Source organism: Sulfitobacter sp. UBA1132, from assembly GCF_002311545.1.
GTDB lineage: Bacteria > Pseudomonadota > Alphaproteobacteria > Rhodobacterales > Rhodobacteraceae > Sulfitobacter > Sulfitobacter pontiacus.
This window is the reverse complement of record NZ_DCAN01000011.1, coordinates 354626-373265: the sequence shown is the minus strand read 5'-3', so window position 1 is coordinate 373265 and position 18640 is coordinate 354626. Positions and strand designations below refer to the sequence as shown.

The window sequence follows — 18640 nt, the reverse complement described above, 5'->3', positions numbered from 1 at the left end:
GGATCGCCCCCCATGCAAGACCCCACCCTCTTTCTGCAGATTGTCCTTATGATCATGGCCATCGGTGCCTTTGCCGGTGTACTGGCGGGGCTGCTGGGGGTCGGTGGCGGTATCGTCTTGGTGCCCGCGTTTTTCTATGCGTTTCAAGCGCTTGGCTATGACAGCCCGCAGCTCATGCAGATGTGCTTGGCGACCTCGTTGGCGACGATCATCGTAACCTCGCTGCGGTCGGTGCACAGCCACAATAAAAAGGGCGCGGTCGATTGGGCGATCCTCAAGACATGGGCACCGGGGATCGTGATCGGGGCCATCATCGGGATGCTGGTGGTGGCACAGCTGCGCACGAGCGTCTTGCAGGGCATCTTTGGCGGGCTGGCGCTGGTCGTCGGACTATACATGGCCTTTGGGCGGGCGCATTGGCGCTTGGGACAGGCGATGCCCCGTGGGGCCGCGCGCGCGGCGCTGTCGCCCTCTGTCGGGTTTCTATCGGTACTGATGGGGATCGGCGGCGGCAGCTTTGGCGTGCCGCTGATGAGCCTGTTCAACGTGCCGATCCACCGTGCCGTGGCGACGGCTGCGGGGTTTGGCGTGCTGATCGCCGTGCCCTCTGTCATCGGGTTCCTGCTGGTGGATGCCACGCCCAACAGCCCGCCCCTGACGGTGGGGGCGGTGAACCTGCCCACCTTTGCCATTGTCATCGCCATGACGCTGATCACCGCGCCGCTGGGGGTTAAACTGGCCCATGCGATGGACCCCAAACCGTTGAAACGGGTGTTCGCGGTCTTCCTGATCCTCGTGGCGCTGAACATGCTGCGCAAATCGCTGGGGCTGTAATCCGCCACGATAAGCGTCAGGCGCGCAGGATGGCGATCAGCTCGTCCTGCGTCAGCGCGAAGGGCGTGCCCTTCATCGAGGATGCACCGGCGGACAAGCGTGCCACCTCTGCGTGATCCTCGGGGTTCAGCCCCATATCGGTCAAGGTCCGCAGCCCCATCTGACGGGACCAATCGCGCAGGGCGGCGATCCCTACCCCGTTTCCGACGTCGAAGGCACTGTCGATCAGGCCAAGCACCCACACCAGGCGCGTGTGAACTTGCGTGCCTTCCTCTGCCTTTTCCAAGTGAGACGCCAGCACCGCGGGCAGAAGCGCGCCGCAAATCTCTCCGTGTGGCGCGCCGGTCTGGCCGCCGATCACACCGGCAAAGCCATGCACCGCCCCCAGCCCCGCATTTGCCAGCGCCAAGCCACCGCAGGTGCTGACCCAGGCCATGTCGTCCCAGGCTTCCGCTGCGTCTTGTTCAACCACGGCGCGCAGGGCGGCCAGCCCCTTGGGGATCGCCGCCTGACACAGCGCATCCGTCATCGGCGTCGCTTTGATGGACAGATAAGGTTCGATCACCTGCGTGACCGCATCCAGCCCCGCCGCAAGGGTGACGCGGCGCGGTGCGCCCTGCATCAGCCCGGAATCCACGATGGCGATATCGGGAATCATCCGCGCGTCGCGCAGGCTGACCTTGACCCCGTGTTCCGGCACGGCAATCACCGCGTTCTTGGTCACCTCCGCCCCCGTGCCCGCCGTGGTCGGCAGCGCGATCATCGGCAAAGGTGCGCAGTCGAGCGGTTTGCCGCCCCCCACCCCTTCGAGGTAGTCCAGCGGTGCCCCCGCGCAGGGGATCAGCGCCGCGAGCGCCTTGGCAAAGTCGATCACCGATCCGCCACCAAGTGCGACAACCACATCCGGCCGATCTACGGAAACCCGGGCGAGTGCGGCTTCCAGCGCAGGCAGGCTCGGCTCGGACCCGCAGCTTTCCGTCGTGACCGACAGGCCCGCCGCGCGGCAATCCTCGACCAACCAAGCCGCGCGCGCTGCATTTGAGCCGTGTACGATCAGCACATGCGTCCCAAAGCCAGCGGCCAGCGTGGCCGTCTGCGCGGCCTGTCCACGCCCGAAATGCAGCGCTTGCGGAGAGAAGAACGAGAACATCGGCTTAGCTGTCAGCGGCGTCTTTGTGGTAGCTGTCAAGCACGGCAACCTCGTCGCGCGAGCCAAGGATCACCGGAACGCGCTGGTGCGGTGCCGTGGGGGCGACATCCATAATCGCGCCCTGCCCTGTCGACGCAGCACCGCCTGCCGCTTCAATCACCATCGCCATCGGGTTCGCCTCGTACATCAGACGCAGCTTGCCGCCGGTTTTCTGGTTGTTGCTGTCGGCGGGGTACAGAAAGACGCCGCCACGCGTGAGGATACGGTGCACATCCGCGACCATGGACGCGGTCCAGCGCATGTTGAACGACCGGCCACGGCGGCCTTCCTTGCCCGCGACGGCCTCGTCCACATAGCGGCTGACGGGGGCATACCAATAGCGTGCGCGTGACGTGTTGATCGCATATTCCGAGGTCTCGGCGGGCACGGTCATCTTGGGGTGCGTCAGGCTGAATTCGCCGGTGTCGGGATCGCTGCTGAAGCCTGCCACCTCGTCGCCTTTGGTCACCACAAACATGGTCGAGGGGCCGTAGATCGCATAGCCTGCGCAAATCTGGTTGCGGCCGTTGTGCAGCACGTTGCGGTCACCATCGGCCTGCACCTGCATGACCGAAAAGATCGACCCCACCGACAGGTTCACATCAAGGTTCGACGACCCGTCCAGCGGATCGAAATACAGCAGGTAGTCGCCCTTTTGCGGCTCTTTCAGCCAAGTGACCTCTTCCACCTCTTCCGACACAAGTGCGGCGACACGCGGGCTGTTGGCACACTCTCGCTCGAACACGTCATTGGCCATGATATCCAGCGTCTTTTGCGCCTCGCCCTGCACGTTGATCTCTCCGGCGGCACCAAGGTTGCCCTCGAAGGCACCACGACGCACGAGACCGGCGATCAGTCGCGACGCCGAGGCGATGTCTTCCAGCAGAAACACCAGATCGGGGTCAAAGCTGTTTTGGGTCAGATACCGGCGAAGCGTTGGGGCTGTCATGGGGAGTTCCTTAAAAATTCAGGGTCGCGTCAACGGCCTTTTTCCAGAGCGCATATTTCGCGTCGCGCTGGTCATCGTCCATTTTCGGCGTGAATTGGGTTTCCTGTGTCCACGATTTCGCGAACTGTTCCTGATCAGGATAAACGCCCGCGTGCATCCCCGCAAGCCACGCGACCCCGAGGGCGGTGGTTTCATGCACGGTGGGCCGGTCAACGGGGGCGGCGATGATGTCGGACAGGAATTGCATGGTCCAATCGCTGGCAGACATGCCACCATCGACGCGCAATGTGGGCTGCACGCCATCTGCTTTCCAGTCGGCAGACATCGCTTCAAGCAGGTCGCGTGTCTGATAGCCGACGCTTTCCAGCGCCGCGCGGGCCATTTCGGCGGGCCCCGTGCCACGGGTCAGACCAAAGACCGCGCCGCGACAATCGGGGTTCCAATAGGGCGCACCCAGCCCGACAAAGGCCGGTACCAGCACCACGTTCTGATGCGGGTCCGCCTGTTCGGCCAGCCCTTGAGTTTCGGCCGAATCCTGAATGATCTGCAAACCGTCGCGCAGCCATTGCACCACGGCCCCCGCGACAAAGATCGACCCTTCGAGCGCGTACGTCGGCTTGCCGTCGAATTGATAGGCAATGGTGGTGAGCAGCCGGTTTTCCGACCGCACCGGCGTGTCGCCTGTGTTCATCAGGGCGAAACAGCCCGTGCCATAGGTCGATTTCAGCATCCCAGGCTCGAAACACGCCTGCCCCACCGTGGCCGCCTGCTGGTCGCCCGCGACCCCGTGTATCGGCACGGCAGCGCCCAGAACATCCGCATCGGTACTGCCGAAATCATCGGCGCAATTCTTGACCTCTGGCAACATCTCCATCGGGATGTCGAGCAGGTCACAGATCGACCGGCTCCACCGGCCTTTGCGGATGTCATAAAGCATGGTGCGCGCGGCGTTGGTGGCGTCTGTCGCATGGGACGCCCCGCCGGTGAGCTTCCAGATCAAGAAGCAATCAACGGTGCCGAACAGCAGCTCGCCCTTGGTGGCGCGGTCGCGGGCACCTTCGACGTTATCCAATATCCACGCCAGCTTGGTGCCCGAGAAATATGGGTCCAACAACAGGCCGGTGCGGTCGGTGAACATCTCTTCGTGGCCCGCGTCGCGCAGGGTGCGGCACTGGCTGGCGGTGCGGCGGTCCTGCCAGACGATGGCATTATAGATCGGGCGACCGGTTTCCTTATCCCAGACCACAACGGTCTCGCGCTGGTTGGTGATACCGATGGCGGCGATATCGCCTGCCTTGATCCCTGCCTTGTCGATCGCCCCGCGGCAAGTTGCCTGCGTGGTACGCCACAGATCATCGGGATCATGTTCAACCCAGCCGGACTGGGGGAAATGCTGGGGGAATTCTTCTTGGGCGCTGGCAATCGACGTCATCGTGTCATCGTAAACGATGGCCCGTGTGGAGGTGGTGCCTTGGTCAATGGCAAGGATATACGTCATGCGCGTCCCTTTGGAAGTGTAGCAACCGTCAGATGGTGCCGTATCCTAGCAAGGGTCGGCAGGCCCGACCAGATGTCAGGGCAATGACGGATGTCGGCGTTGTTGGAAAATCAAAGGTTCCGGGGCCAGCGAACCGGCCCCGGAAAGAGTGGCTTACTGCCAGGATTTGATCAGCTCATCATAGGCGATGGTCTGTGGCTCTTCGTCTTCGCTTTCCAGTTTCGCTTTGGGCGAACCGGGCTGGGACAGCCAGTACTCTGGATCACGCTCTTCGTTCATCTTGGGGCCAATGTCCCCTTGAACGCCGGCACGCTCCAGACGGATTAGGACTTTTTCCTGATCGGCGCACAGGGCATCCAGCGCTTCCTGAGGGGTCTTCGCACCGGACATGGCGTCGCCGATGTTCTGCCACCACAGCTGCGCCAGCTTTGGATAGTCGGGCACATTGGTACCGGTTGGCGACCACTGAACGCGCGCTGGCGAACGGTAGAATTCAACCAGACCACCCAATTTCGGTGCACGCTCTGTAAAGCTTTCGTGCTGGATCGACGATTCACGGATGAAGGTCAGGCCAACGTGGCTTTTCTTGACGTCCACAGTCTTGGAGGTGACGAACTGCGCATAGAGCCACGCGGCCTGTGCACGGTCCACCGGCGTGGATTTCATCAGCGTCCACGACCCGGCATCCTGATACCCGATCTTGGTGCCTTCGGTCCAATATGCACCGTGGGGCGAAGGTGCCATGCGCCATTTCGGCGTGCCATCTTCGTTCATCACGGGCAGGTCAGGCTCTACCGACGCGGCGGTAAAGGCGGTGTACCAGAACATCTGCTGGGCCACGTTGCCCTGCGCCGGAATTGGGCCCGCCTCAGAGAAGGTCATGCCCGCAGCCGCCGGAGGCGAATACTTCTGCAGCCATTCGATCGCTTTGGTCACAGCATAGACCGCTGCTGGCCCGTTTGTGGCACCGCCACGTGCAACGCAAGACCCCACAGGCTGCGAGTTTTCGTTGACGCGGATACCCCATTCGTCGACGGGCAGACCGTTTGGTTCACCTACGTCACCGGCACCGGCCATCGACAGCCACGCATCGGTGTAGCGCCAGCCAAGCGACGGGTCTTTCTTGCCGTAGTCCATGTTGCCAAAGACTTCGCCTTCGACGCCAAGACGCGACAGGTCGCGACCGGTGAAGAATTCGGCGATGTCCTCATATGCGGACCAGTTGACCGGAACACCCAGATCGTAGCCATATTTCTCTTTGAAATCAGCTTTGTTCTGTTCGTCGTTGAACCAATCGTAGCGGAACCAATAAAGGTTCGCGAACTGCTGGTCGGGCAGTTGGTAGATCTTGCCATCGGGGCCGGTCGTGAACGACAGGCCGATGAAGTCTTCAAGGTCGAGACCGGGGTTGGTCACGGCCTTGCCTTCGCCTTCCATCCAGTCGGACAGGTTGCGGGCTTGCTGATAGCGCCAGTGCGTCCCGATCAGGTCGGAATCGTTGATATAGGCGTCATAGATGTTCTCGCCCGACTGCATTTGCGTTTGCAGCTTTTCGACAACGTCACCTTCGCCGATCAGGTCATGGGTGACCTTGATGCCGGTGATCGCTTCGAAAGCGGGGGCCAGAACGGTGGATTCGTAGGTGTGCGTGCCGATTGTCTCGGACACGACGTTGATCGACATGCCTTCAAACGGTTTTGCAGCGTCGATAAAGAACTGCAGTTCGGCTTCCTGGTCTTCCCGCGACAGCGCGGAGAGATCGCCGATTTCCTTATCAAGGAAAGCCTTTGCGGCCTCCATGTCGGCGAACGCAGGTGCGGCAAACATGCAAGCCGCAAGCCCGATCGCAGTCGTTCCCTTTAAGCGCAAGTTCATGATGTTCCTCCCTAGAATTGAACATTTGAGAGGTCCGGTTCTTGCAGGCCGGCCCCCCTTATTTTCCTTTCCTAGACCCAGCGGAAAACCGCGATGGCATAGAAAAGGCAGACAACCAATGCCCCCCATTGGGGCGCACTGAGCAGCCCGAGCCAAGCCAGATTGATAAAGGCCGAGCCCAGAAGCGTGATGAACAACCGGTCACCGCGCGTCGTTTCCATCCCCAGTATACCGGCGCGCGGTACTTCGGGGAATTTGATTGCAAGGATCGTAAAGGTGATCAGCGTCACCGCGATGATCCCAAAGAAAGCGGCGGTGGGCCAAGTCCAAGCCATCCAGTCCATAATGTTTCCTCCGGTCTTTCTTTGTTAAACGCGGCCCAAGGCAAAGCCTTTGGCGATGTAGTTGCGCACGAAATAGATCACCAGGGCACCGGGTACGATGGTCAGCACCCCTGCCGCGGCCAGCACGCCCCAGTCGATCCCGGCGGCACCCACGGTACGGGTCATGGTGGCGGCAATCGGCTTGGCGTCCACGCTGGTCAACGTCCGGCTCAGCAACAGCTCAACCCAGCTGAACATGAACAGGAAGAAGGCCGTGACCCCGATCCCCGACGCCACAAGCGGCGTGAAGATGCGGATGAAAAAGCGCGGGAAGCTGTAGCCGTCGATATAGGCCGTCTCGTCGATCTCTTTCGGAACACCGCGCATGAACCCTTCGAGGATCCACACCGCCAGCGGCACGTTGAACAGACAATGCGCCAGCGCCACAGCAATATGCGTGTCGAACAGCCCGACGGAGCTATAAAGCTGGAAAAACGGCAGCGCGAAAACCGCGGGCGGGGCCATCCGGTTGGTCAGCAGCCAGAAAAACAGGTGCTTGTCGCCCATGAAGCTGTAGCGCGAGAAGGCATAGGCCGCCGGCAGCGCCACCGCGAGCGAGATCACCATGTTCATCACCACATAAGCCATCGAGTTCAGATAGCCCGTGTACCATGACGCATCCGTCAGGATCGTCATATAGTTGTCGAACGTCAGATCACGCGGCCACAGGGTAAAGCTGTTGAGGATCTCTGTGTTGGTCTTGAGGCTCATGTTCAGCAGCCAATAGATCGGCAGCAGCAAGAACAGCAGATAGAGCGCCATGACAATCGCATTGCCCTTGATCTTGGGCAGGGCAAACCCTCTTTTTTGTGCAAGATCAGACATCAGTGGCCATCCCTTTTGTCAAGGTTCGTCATCACGGTGTAGAACACATAGGAGATCAGCAGGATCACCAGATAATACATGATCGAGAACGCCGCCGCAGGACCAAGGTCAAACTGTCCGAGGGCCATCTTGACCAGATCGATCGACAGGAAGGTGGTAGAGTTACCAGGCCCCCCGCCCGTCACGACGAACGGTTCGGTGTAGATCATGAAGCTGTCCATAAACCGCAGCAGGATCGCGATCATCAGAACGCCCATCATCTTGGGCAGCTCGATATAGCGGAAGACTTTCCAGCGGCTCGCCTGGTCGATCTTGGCCGCCTGATAGTAAGCATCGGGAATAGATTGCAGACCGGCATAGGCCAGCAGCGCCACCAGTGACGTCCAGTGCCAGACATCCATCACGATCACAGTGATCCATGCGGCATAGAAATCCTGAGTGTAGTTATAGTCGATGCCCAAGGCCGACAGCGTGTAGCCCAACAGGCCAATGTCCACGCGGCCAAAGATTTGCCAGATGGTGCCGACCACGTTCCACGGGATCAACAGCGGCAGCGACATCAGGACCAGACACAGCGAGGCCCAGAACCCTTTCTTGGGCATGTTCAGCGCGACGAAGATCCCCAACGGGATTTCAATCGCCAGAATGATCACCGAAAACGCGATCTGGCGGCCCAAGGCGTTCCACATCCGCTCGGATTCAATCATCTCGCGGAACCAGTCGAGGCCAGCCCAGAAGAACTGGTTGTTCCCGAAGGTATCCTGCACCGAATAGTTCACCACGGTCATCAGCGGGATCACGGCAGAGAAAGCCACCAGCAGCAGCACGGGCAACACAAGGAACCAGGCCTTTTGATTGACGGTCTTGTTCATGACGCGGTCCTTTCAGCGAGGGTCAGCGGGAAAGCGGCGGATTGGATCATCTTACGCCCCCTGAGGCGCAACGCGCCAGCTGTTGGCATAGACATTCACCCCGGCTGGGTCGAAAACAATGCGGTTCATATCCGGCGAAATTTCGGCACCTTCTTCGGCGATCACGTTGATTTCATTTCCATTAAAGTCAGCACGCACGATCTTGTGGCGGCCCACGTCCTCGATCCGCTTGATCGTGACGGGCAGCCCCGCCGCGCCCGTGGCAAGCCGTGTGAATTCGGGGCGCACGCCCAGTTCGACCTTGCCGTCCAGCGGCGCAAAGCCGTGGCCCAAGGCGATCTCGTGGCCGCCAATGACGGCCTTGTCACCGGTCACCGTCGCGTCGAGCACATTCATACCGGGCGAGCCGATGAAATAGCCAACGAAGGTGTGCTGTGGCGTCTCGAACAGCTCTTGCGGGGTGCCCATCTGCACAACGCGGCCGTCATACATGACGACAACCTTATCCGCAAAGGTCAGCGCCTCTGTCTGGTCATGGGTCACATAGATCATGGTGTGACCGAATTCATGGTGCAGTGATTTCAACTGCGTGCGCAGCTCCCACTTCATATGGGGGTCGATCACGGTCAGCGGCTCGTCGAACAGCAGCGCGTTCACGTCCTCGCGCACCATCCCCCGCCCGAGCGAGATTTTCTGCTTCGCATCCGCCGTCAACCCGCGCGCCTTGCGGTTCAGCATGTCTTCCATGCCGATCATCCCCGCGATCTGCTGCACGCGCTGCGCGACATAGGCCGCATCCGCGCCCCGGTTGCGCAGCGGGAACGCCAGATTGTCGCGCACGGTCATCGTGTCATAGACCACCGGAAACTGGAAAACCTGCGCGATGTTGCGCTTGGTCGTGGGATCGTTGGTCACGTCACGGTCGTTGAACAGGATGCGGCCCTGACTGGGGTGCAGCAGGCCCGAGATGATGTTCAGCAACGTGGATTTACCACAGCCCGACGCGCCCAAAAGCGCATAGGCTTCGCCGTCCACCCAGTCGTGGTTCAGCTCTTTCAGCGCGAAATCATCTTCGCCGGTGGGGTTGGGCAAATAGGAATGCGCCAGGTTATCAAGGGTGATTTTTGCCATTGCTCCGGTCCTCCCTCAGGCCGCTGCCGCATAAGATGCGGGGGCCACGGATGTGCCGTCTTCGGCAAAGATGTAAACATGTGTCGGGTCAAGATAGACGTTCAGCGGAGCCCCGATCTTGAGGTCTTTGACCCCGTGCACCAGACCGACCCAGTTTTCACCGTGGTGATCAAGGTGGATAAAGGTTTCCGACCCTGTGATCTCGGTCACGTTCAGCTTGCCCGCAAACTCCAGCGCGTCGTCAGACTGCTTGGACAGTTCAAGGTGGTTGGGGCGGAAGCCCGCAACATAGCTGCCATCGGCCACGGTCTTGAAGTTCCCGAAGGTCGCGACCTTGTTGCCATCGCCAAAGGTCAGCGTGTCGCCGGCCTTGGTGATGTTGAGGAAGTTCATCGGCGGGTCAGAGAAGACGCGCGCAGTCGTGGCATCAACCGGCTGGCGGTAGACCACGGGGGTCAGGCCGAACTGCGTGATGCGCCCTTCCCACAATGTGGCGGTATGCCCGCCCAGCAAAAGCGCCTCTTCCGGTTCGGTCGTGGCATAGACAAAGATCGACCCTGCTTCTTCAAAGATTTTCGGAATCTCGGCCCGCAGCTCTTCGCGCAGTTTGTAATCGAGGTTCGCCAGCGGTTCATCCAGCAGCACCAGCCCCGCGTCCTTGACCAAAGCCCGTGCAAGCGCGCAGCGTTGCTGTTGCCCGCCCGACAGTTCCAGCGGCTTGCGGTCCAGCATCGGCGTCAACTGCATCAGATCGGCGGCCTTGCGCACGGCGCTGTCGATCTCGTCCTTGGATTTGCCCAGCAACCGCATGGGGCTGGCGATATTGTTGTAGACGGTCATCGACGGGTAGTTGATGAACTGCTGATACACCATCGCCACACCGCGATCCTGAACGCGCATGCCGGTGACATCCTCGCCGTTCCAGATCACCTTGCCGGTGTTGGGCACATCCAGCCCCGCCATCAACCGCATCAGGGAAGTCTTGCCCGCAGATGTCGGCCCCAGCAGCACGTTCATGGTGCCGGATTGCAGCTCAAGATCTGTCGGATGAATATGCGTCTGGCCGTTTACGACCTTGGACACGCCTTGCAAAACGAGCGACATGTTCCTCTCCCCTTCACGCGCCAGTGGCGGCTGTAGTGTTGTCGGCGGGCGTGGCGGTGGTTTCCACCATCCATGCTTCCAACGTGTTCAATTCATCCGCGTCAAGCCGCAGGCCCAGTTTGGACCGGCGCCAGATGATGTCGTCAGCGGTGCGGGCAAATTCCTTGTCGATCAGCCACTTGGCCTCACGCTCGGTCAGGGTCGCACCGAAATCATGCCCCAGATCTGCCGCGGTGTGCGCGTCGCCCAAGACATCAAATGCCTCGCGCCCATAGGCTTTGACCAGACGATCCGCCCAACGTTGGGTCAAAAAGCCGTAGCGGTCCTGCAACTCTTTTTTCAACGCCGCCACGCCGTCTACCTGAAAATCGCCGCCAGGCAAGGCGACACCCGCCGTCCAGGGTTTGGCATCATTGGCGAAATAGGGCTGGATCTTCTCTAGCGCGCTTTCGGCCAGACGGCGGTAGGTGGTAATCTTGCCGCCAAATACGTTCAACACCGGCGCACCGGCGGATGTGTCGACCTTCAGCACATAGTCCCGCGTCGCCGCCGTGGCAGAGCTCGCCCCGTCGTTATACAGCGGGCGCACGCCGGAGTAGGTCCAGACGATATCGTCGGTGGTGATCTGCTTTTTCAGGTATTTGGACGCAAAGCGCACGAGGTAGTCCTGCTCCTCGGGGGTGCAGACCGGCTTTTCGGACACATCCGTGTGGTCGGCATCTGTGGTGCCGATCAGGGTAAAATCCGTCTCGTAAGGAATGGTAAAGATGATGCGCCCGTCTTCGCCTTGGAAGAAGTAGCATTTGTCGTGGTCATAAAGCTTGGGCGTCACAATGTGGCTGCCCCGCACCAGCCGCACCCCTTCCGAGGAATTGATGCGCACGGTGTTGCGGATCACGTTTTCCACCCACGGGCCACCGGCGTTGACCAGCATCTTGGCCTGTACCACGCGTTGGGGGCCGCCGTCTTTCGGTTCCAGCGTGACCTGCCACATGCCTTCGACCTGCTCGGCCGAGACGACCTTGGTGCGGGTGTTGATCCGCGCACCACGGGCTTGGGCGTCGCGGGCGTTCAGCACCACCAGACGGCTGTCTTCGATCCAGCAGTCGGAATACTCATAGGCTTTTTCGAACTTGTCCTGCAGCGGTGCCCCCTCGGGGGCCTGCGTCAGATCGACCGCGGTCGTCCCCTTGAGGATCTGCCGTCCGCCCAGATTGTCATACATGAACAGACCCAAGCGGATCAGCCACGCGGGGCGGCGCCCCTTCATCCACGGCATGAACACGTTGAGCAGCTTTGAGGTGGGCGTATCCCCCTCGAACCGCATATCCTTATGATAAGGCAGCACAAAGCGCATCGGCCAAGAGATATGCGGCATCGCTTTCAGCAGGGTTTCGCGTTCGATCAACGCCTCGCGCACAAGGCGGACCTCCCAGTATTCCAGATAGCGCAGCCCGCCGTGAAACAGCTTGGTCGAGGCCGAGGATGTTGCCGAGGCCAGATCGTTCATCTCTGCCAGCTCGACGGTAAACCCACGGCCCACGGCGTCGCGTGCAATGCCGCAGCCGTTGATCCCTCCGCCGATCACAAAGAGATCGACGCTGTGTTCTGTTTCAAGCTGGCTCAATGAAGCCTCCCCGCATCATTTTCGCGTCTCGCAGCTCGGTTTGCGGGACGTCGTGACAAAAGACACCAAGCCCCTTCGTTTTTCAAGATCGAACGTTCGTTTCTTTTCGTTTTCGACTATAGCCTTGATTTTAGGCGCATTAATCCTTCGCCTGACGCGCATTTCTGCGCCTTACAGACGATATACCACGATTCGCGGCCTTGACGTGCTTCGCTTTCCGTAGATTGTAAGTTTTGGTCGGGCGTGCAGAAACCTTGGGCATCCTCAGCCAAAGACGGGGGGATCTATGTCAAATTTCAGACAGCGCGAGATTTTGGAGCTGGCGCGCAAGGACGGCAAAGTCACCGTCGACGGGCTGGCAGAGGCGTATAATGTCACCGTGCAGACCATCCGCCGCGACCTGTCCGAGCTTGCTGAAAGCGGCAAGCTGGAACGGGTGCATGGCGGCGCGGTGATCCCGTCGGGGGTGGTGAATATCGTCTATGACGAACGCCGCCGCCTGAACGAGGAAGGCAAACGCGCCATCGCCGAACATTGCGCGCAGGCTATACCGCATGGGGCGTCGGTGTTCATGAACATCGGCACCAGTACCGAAGCGGTCGCGCAGGAAATGCTGCATCACGAAAACCTGCTGGTGGTGACGAACAACCTCAACATCGCCAATATCCTCGCCGCCAACCAAAGCTGCGAGATCATCCTGACAGGCGGCGTCTTGCGCCGTGCGGATGGCGGCATGGTGGGCGGGCTGACTGCTGAGATGGTCAAACAGTTCAAGTTCGATTTCTCGGTTCTGGGCTGTTCTGCCATTGATGCGGATGGCGATCTGCTGGATTTCGACGGGCAAGAGGTGCTGGTCAGCCGGTCCGCCATCGGGCGGTCACGCACGGTGATGGTCGTGGCCGACCACCTGAAGTTCCAGCGCAAGGCCCCGCTGACGATCTGTTCGCTGCGCGATGTGAACACGCTGTTCACCGACCACCACCTGCCCGATGCGCTGAAGGCGGAATGCGCGGGCTGGGGCACCTCGGTTGTGACCGCCTGACCCAAACATGGACAGAACCCCATGAAGCAGCATGACCCGCGCGGCTGGCTTTTTGTCGCCCCCGCCTGCCTCTTGCTGGGGGTAGTCGGGCTGATCCCGCTGGTCACCGTCATCAACTATTCGTTTTTCGAGATTTTCACCCTGCAATCGCGCTTCTGGATCGGCACCGAATGGTTTCGCGACCTGATCACCGCCCCGCGTTTCTGGGCGAGCTTCGGGCGCAGCGCGCTGTTCTCGACCTTTGTGCTGTGCATCCAGATCCCGCTGGGGGTCGCGCTGGCCCTGTGCATCCCGCGCGGGCGGATCTGGGCGGGTGCGGCCTTGGCTGTGCTGTCGCTGCCGCTGCTGGTACCGTGGAATATGATCCCTGCGCTCTGGCTGAGCCTGATGAACGACGACACAGGCATTTTGGGGCAGTGGCTGGCGGGTTACGGTTGGCCCGCCGCGTGGAAGGACAGCGCCGTGCTGACCTGGGTGGTGATCTTGGCAATGGACACGTGGCACTGGACCAGCCTTGTGGTCATCCTCGCCTATAGCGCGCTGACCACCATCCCCGATCCGCTTTATCAGGCGGCCGCCATCGATGGGGCGCGCCCGTGGCAGGTGTTTCGCCACATCCAGCTGCCGCGGTTGCAGCATGTGCTGCTCATGGCGGTGCTGCTGCGGTTCATGGACAGTTTCATGATCTACACCGAGGCCTTTCCGATCAATGCCGGGGGGCCGGCCGAGGCCAGCCTGTTTCTGGCCGTGGATCTGGGGGAGGAGATCAAGGCGTTCAACTACGGCCCCTCGGCCGCGCGGTCAGTGCTATATTTCCTGATCGTGCTATCGGTCGCATGGGTCTTTACCAAGGTGCAGGCGGAGCTTGACGATCCCAAACCGGGGGTGCCGTGATGATACCGCCTCGGGCATGGCCCGTGATCAAGCTGGCGCTGCTGGGGGCGTTCATCCTCTTTACCATCCTGCCGCTGGTGCAGATGACGGTGTTAAGCTTTACCGCGACGCTGGCGCAGGACGGGCTGAGCTTGGGCGAGACGACGCTGCGCAACTATCGCGCCATCTGGGCCGACCCGAGCTTGCGCGCGGCCTTTGGCAATTCAGTCGCCTATGTGCTGATCAATATCGCGATCACCATCCCCGTCGCCCTGCCCGCGGCCTTTGCCTTTGCGCGGCTGTCGTTTCTGGGGGACAAACACCTGTTCTTCAGCTTCATCGCCTTTCGGATCACCCCGCCGGTGGTGCTGACCCTGCCGATCTTCCAGCTTTTCTCGGTGCTTGGCATCGTCAACTCGGTCACCGGCATCGCGCTGGCCCATTGTCTGTTCAACCTGCCGGTGTCGATCTGGATTCTGCAGGGCTTCATCGCCGCCGTCCCGCGCGAGATGGACGAGACGGCCTTCCTTGATGGCTATTCGCGCCCCCGCTACATCTGGAAAATCCTGCTACCGCAGATCGCGCCCGGCATCGCGGTGACTGCGTTTTTCTGCTTTATGTTCAGCTGGGTAGAAGTCGTCTTTGCCCGCATCCTGACCACCACCAACGGCAAGCCGATCTCTATGGCGCTAAGCGCGATGTTCGGCTTTCAGACGGATATCGGGATGGTCATGGCCTTTACCCTGACCTCTATGCTGCCCGGCGCATTGCTGCTGTTTGCCATGCGCAATCATCTGTCCCGCGGGTTCAAGGTCGGGCGGGTCTAGAGCCCGCCCTCCCCTTCAAGGCTACCCCCGTGCCGCCTGACGCGAGGTGCGGCGCGTCACCAGCAAACGGTTGATGAAGGCGAGGACAAAGATCACCGTCAGGATCAACACGATTGTCGGAGCCGGTGCGCTGTCCAGAAAGAAGCTGGCGTAGACGCCCGCGAACATCGACAACAGGCAGACCAGCACAGATACGATCAGCATCGGGCCAAAGCTGCGCACCACCTGAAAGGCAATCGCCCCCGGTGTGACCAGCAACGCCACCGCAAGGATCAGCCCCGTCGCCGTCAGCGTCGCCACGATGGTCAGCGACAACACCGCCAGCAACCCATAATGCAAGAACCCCGTGTGCAGCCCGCTGGCCTGCGCCTGTGCGGGGTCAAAGGCGTGCAGCAGCAGATCTTTCCACTTGAGCACCAGAAACGCCGTCACAAAGGCCGAGATCAGCCCCGCCGTCCAAAGATCCTGCGCGCCGACGCCCAGCATATTGCCGAACAACACGTGATCCAGATGCTGGTTCGTGGTGATCGAGGTGTACATGATGATGCCGATCCCGAACATGCCCGAAAAGACGACCCCCATCACGGTGTCCTGTTTGATCCGGCTGTTATAGCTCAGGTATCCGGTCAGCATCGCGCAGGACATGCCCGCGGCAAAGGCCCCTACAATCAGCGGCAGCCCCGTGATCCAGGCCAGCACGACCCCCGGCAGGACCGCATGGCTGACCGCATCGCCCATCAAGGCCCAGCCCTTGAGCACCAGAAAGCATGACAGCAACGCCGTCGGCGGGGCGACCAGCAGGACGATCCAGAAAGCGTTCTGCATGAAGGGAAACTGGAAGGGAAACAGCAACGTCTCGATCATGGGGCCACCCCGTCTCGCAAGGATTTGAGCGCCGCCGCAGCCTTGCGCCGCGCGGCCAGCACACCGTGTTTGGGCGCAAAAACAAAGGCCAGCAGGAAGATCGCGGTTTGCAGCGTGACGATCACCCCGCCTGTCGCCCCGTCCAGAAAATAGCTGGCATAGGCCCCCAGAAAGCTGGTGATCGTGCCGATCAGCACCGATACGATGATCAGCCGCGGGAAACGGTCGCACAGCAGATAGGCCGTCGCCCCCGGTGTTACGACCATGGCGATCACCAGAAAGGCACCGACGGTCATCATTGCCGCCACCACCGCCGCCGACAGCAGCATGAAGAACACCGCCTTCAACAGCTCGGGCCGCAACCCGATGGAGCGTGCGTGGTTTTCGTCAAAGAAGGTGACCATCAGGTCTTTCCACTTCAGCAGCAGCACGGTCAGACAGACAACCCCGATGATCGCCAACTGCACGATATCCTGCGGCGCGATGGCAAGGATATTGCCCATAATGATGGTCTGGATGCTAACCGACATGGGCGATAGCGACACCATGAACAGGCCCAAGCCGAAAAAAGCGGTAAAGATGATGCCAATGATCACGTCGATCTTCAGCCCCGACCGCCCCGACAGAAACAGCATCGCCCCCGCCGCCATGCCGCCCGCCAGAAACGCGCCAAGCGCAAAGGGCAGCCCCAGCATATAGGCCCCCGCCACACCGGGCACGACAGAATGGCTCAGCGCGTCGCCGATCAGCGACCAGCCCTTGAGCATCAGATAGCACGACAGAAAGGCGCAAACCGCCCCCACCATCGCTGACACCCACATGGCGTTGAACATATAATCATAGCTGAACGGCTCTAGCAGCAGGTCGATCATGTGTCGTCCTCGGAGGTGTCGATGCGTTCGCCATAATGCACGAAGGGGCGTTCATCGTCGGTGATGATCCGCAGCTCGCGCCCGTCGTCGTCATCGTGCAGGTCTTGGCCCCCGAGGGTAAAGTGCCGCAGCACCCCGCCAAAAGCCGTTTCCAGATTGTCATGGGTAAAGACTGTTTCCGTCGGCCCATAGGCCAGCACCGTGCCCTTGACCAAGACGGTCCGGTCACAGAATTCCGGGACAGAGCCCAGGTTATGCGTCGACACCAGCATCACCCGCCCTTCGTCGCGCAACTCGCGCAGCAGGTCGATGATCTGGTCCTCGGTCTTCACGTCTACGCCGGTAAAGGGTTCGTCCAGCAGGATCACCTGCCCGTTCTGCGCCAAGGCGCGCGCCAGAAACACACGTTTGCGCTGCCCGCCGGACAGCTCTCCGATCTGGCGGTGGCGGAAATCGGTCATGTTGACGCGGCGCAGAGCATCGTCCACCGCCGCATGATCGGCGGCTTTGGGACGGCGTAGGAACCCCATGTGCCCATAGCGCCCCATCATTACCACATCCTGCACCAGCACCGGAAAGGCCCAATCGACCTCTTCGGACTGGGGGACATAGGCCACAAGGTTTTCTCGCAACGCCTGTTTGACGGTCTTGCCCAGCAGGATGATCTGCCCCTGCGCGGCGGGCACAAAGCCCATGATCGCCTTGAACAGCGTGGATTTCCCCGCCCCGTTCACCCCGACCAGCGCCGTGATCGTACCGCGCGGGATCTCGAAGCTGGCATCATAAAGCGCGGTGTGGCCGTTGCGATAGGTCACGGTCACATCGGTGGCCTTGATGCCGATCGCGTCGGGCGCAAGGCTGGCATCTGGGGTCGTCGTGGGGGCGGGGTGCATAGGGGTATCCATTTACTTCAGGCCTGCATCCAGACCGTCCGCGACAGTCTGCGAGGTGACGCGCAGCAAGTCCAGATAGCTTGGCACGGGCCCCTCGGCGGTGCTGAGGCTATCGACATACAGCACACCACCATAAGCAGCGCCGGTTTCCCGCGCGACCTGCTTTGCAGGCGAGGTATTCACCGTGCTTTCACAGAAAACGACCGGAATATCATTGTCGCGCACGGAATCGATGACTTTGCGCACCTGCTGCGGCGTGCCGGTCTGGTCGGCGTTCATCGGCCAGAGGTAGAGCTCTTTCATCCCGAAATCCCGCGCGAGGTAGCTGAACGCGCCTTCACAGGTCACCAGCCAACGCTGGTCTTCGGGGATTTGCGCAATGCGGTCCCGCAGGGGCGTGATCGTATCGCGGATTTCCTGTTTGTAGCTCTCTGCGTTGGCGGCATAGGTCGCCGCGTTGTCAGGGTCGTGTTCGGCAAAAGCTGCCGCGATATTGTCGACGTAGATCAGCGCGTTATCCAGCCCCATCCAGGCGTGGGGGTTCGGCTTGCCCTCATACTCCCCCTCCCCGATAGAGATCGGCTCCACCCCGTCGGTCAGCGTGGCCGACGGAATATCCCCGAGGTTCGAGATGAACTGCTCGAACCACAGCTCTAGGTTCATGCCGTTCCACAGGATCAGATCGGCATCCACCGCGCCCACGATATCGCGCGGGGTGGGCTCATAGCCGTGGATTTCGGCACCCGGCTTAGTGATCGATACCACCTCTGCCGCATCGCCGCCCACCTGCTGCGCCATATCGGCAAGGACCGTAAAGGTCGTGACGACTTTGAAATCAGCCGCAATCGCAGGCACGCCCGCCATCGCCGCGACACCAAGAACCGGGGCAAAAACCGACGCCAGCACATTCTTTCTCATTCTGTTCCTCCAAGGAGCAATGCATTCGCTAGATGTAAATGCGAATTAGTCGCATATGTCAAAC

18 protein-coding genes are annotated in these 18640 nt (G+C 60.8%); 4 read left to right on the top strand and 14 right to left on the bottom strand.

What is annotated here, in order from left to right:
* The first annotated feature begins 12 nt into the window (after positions 1-12).
* Entirely contained in the window at positions 13-834 is an 822-nt protein-coding gene (locus B4F27_RS09430) for a sulfite exporter TauE/SafE family protein (RefSeq protein WP_286759517.1), read from the top strand.
* A gap of 16 nt (positions 835-850) precedes the next feature.
* Here the strand turns inward: B4F27_RS09430 and B4F27_RS09425 are convergent, their stop codons facing one another.
* The 10 genes from B4F27_RS09425 to glpD all read right to left on the bottom strand — a co-directional run bounded on the left by B4F27_RS09425 (position 851) and on the right by glpD (position 12287).
* Entirely contained in the window at positions 851-1984 is a 1134-nt protein-coding gene (locus B4F27_RS09425) for an iron-containing alcohol dehydrogenase (protein WP_286759610.1), read from the bottom strand.
* Between the two features lie 4 nt (positions 1985-1988).
* A complete protein-coding gene (locus B4F27_RS09420; protein WP_286759516.1) occupies positions 1989-2972 on the bottom strand; it encodes a class 1 fructose-bisphosphatase in 984 nt (327 codons plus the stop codon).
* Positions 2973-2982: 10 nt separating this feature from the next.
* A complete protein-coding gene (gene glpK, locus B4F27_RS09415) occupies positions 2983-4470 on the bottom strand; it encodes a glycerol kinase GlpK (RefSeq protein WP_286759515.1) in 1488 nt (495 codons plus the stop codon).
* 153 nt (positions 4471-4623) lie between these two features.
* Complete coding sequence (locus tag B4F27_RS09410) at positions 4624-6345, bottom strand: ABC transporter substrate-binding protein (protein ID WP_037943910.1); 1722 nt, start codon at positions 6343-6345, stop codon at positions 4624-4626.
* Positions 6346-6416: 71 nt separating this feature from the next.
* Complete coding sequence (locus B4F27_RS09405) at positions 6417-6689, bottom strand: DUF2160 domain-containing protein (protein WP_005852584.1); 273 nt, start codon at positions 6687-6689, stop codon at positions 6417-6419.
* A 24-nt stretch (positions 6690-6713) separates the two neighbouring features.
* Positions 6714-7553 (bottom strand): carbohydrate ABC transporter permease, encoded by an 840-nt coding sequence (locus B4F27_RS09400; protein WP_009826627.1) that lies wholly within the window; start codon positions 7551-7553, stop codon positions 6714-6716.
* Positions 7553-8425 (bottom strand): carbohydrate ABC transporter permease, encoded by an 873-nt coding sequence (locus B4F27_RS09395; protein WP_037943909.1) that lies wholly within the window; start codon positions 8423-8425, stop codon positions 7553-7555. Before B4F27_RS09395 ends, B4F27_RS09400 begins: the two co-directional genes overlap by 1 nt.
* A gap of 51 nt (positions 8426-8476) precedes the next feature.
* Complete coding sequence (locus B4F27_RS09390; protein WP_286759514.1) at positions 8477-9556, bottom strand: ABC transporter ATP-binding protein; 1080 nt, start codon at positions 9554-9556, stop codon at positions 8477-8479.
* Between the two features lie 15 nt (positions 9557-9571).
* Positions 9572-10660 (bottom strand): ABC transporter ATP-binding protein, encoded by a 1089-nt coding sequence (locus B4F27_RS09385; RefSeq protein ID WP_005852576.1) that lies wholly within the window; start codon positions 10658-10660, stop codon positions 9572-9574.
* Positions 10661-10673: 13 nt separating this feature from the next.
* Positions 10674-12287 carry a glycerol-3-phosphate dehydrogenase gene (gene glpD, locus B4F27_RS09380; RefSeq protein ID WP_286759513.1) on the bottom strand — a complete coding sequence of 538 codons (1614 nt, stop codon included), beginning with the start codon at positions 12285-12287 and terminating at the stop codon, positions 10674-10676.
* A gap of 286 nt (positions 12288-12573) precedes the next feature.
* On the opposite strand from glpD, the gene B4F27_RS09375 reads away from it, so the two are divergent.
* The 3 genes from B4F27_RS09375 to B4F27_RS09365 are packed head-to-tail and all read left to right on the top strand — an operon-like array spanning position 12574 to position 15029.
* Entirely contained in the window at positions 12574-13329 is a 756-nt protein-coding gene (locus B4F27_RS09375) for a DeoR/GlpR family DNA-binding transcription regulator (protein WP_005852573.1), read from the top strand.
* 21 nt (positions 13330-13350) lie between these two features.
* Complete coding sequence (locus B4F27_RS09370; RefSeq protein WP_286759512.1) at positions 13351-14223, top strand: carbohydrate ABC transporter permease; 873 nt, start codon at positions 13351-13353, stop codon at positions 14221-14223.
* Positions 14223-15029, top strand: a complete 807-nt coding sequence (locus B4F27_RS09365) for a carbohydrate ABC transporter permease (protein WP_286759511.1) — start codon at positions 14223-14225, stop codon at positions 15027-15029. The genes B4F27_RS09370 and B4F27_RS09365 overlap by 1 nt, the downstream gene beginning before the upstream one ends.
* A gap of 21 nt (positions 15030-15050) precedes the next feature.
* On the opposite strand, the gene B4F27_RS09360 is transcribed toward B4F27_RS09365, so the two are convergent.
* From B4F27_RS09360 to B4F27_RS09345, 4 genes are read right to left on the bottom strand one after another with little or no spacing between them, the layout of a single operon-like run.
* A complete protein-coding gene (locus B4F27_RS09360) occupies positions 15051-15893 on the bottom strand; it encodes a metal ABC transporter permease (protein ID WP_286759510.1) in 843 nt (280 codons plus the stop codon).
* Positions 15890-16765, bottom strand: a complete 876-nt coding sequence (locus B4F27_RS09355; RefSeq protein WP_005852566.1) for a metal ABC transporter permease — start codon at positions 16763-16765, stop codon at positions 15890-15892. The genes B4F27_RS09360 and B4F27_RS09355 overlap by 4 nt, the downstream gene beginning before the upstream one ends.
* A complete protein-coding gene (locus tag B4F27_RS09350; protein ID WP_286759609.1) occupies positions 16762-17658 on the bottom strand; it encodes a manganese/iron ABC transporter ATP-binding protein in 897 nt (298 codons plus the stop codon). Before B4F27_RS09350 ends, B4F27_RS09355 begins: the two co-directional genes overlap by 4 nt.
* A gap of 12 nt (positions 17659-17670) precedes the next feature.
* Positions 17671-18576, bottom strand: coding sequence for a metal ABC transporter substrate-binding protein (locus B4F27_RS09345; RefSeq protein ID WP_414717693.1), 906 nt, complete (start codon positions 18574-18576; stop codon positions 17671-17673).
* Positions 18577-18640 lie beyond the last annotated feature (64 nt).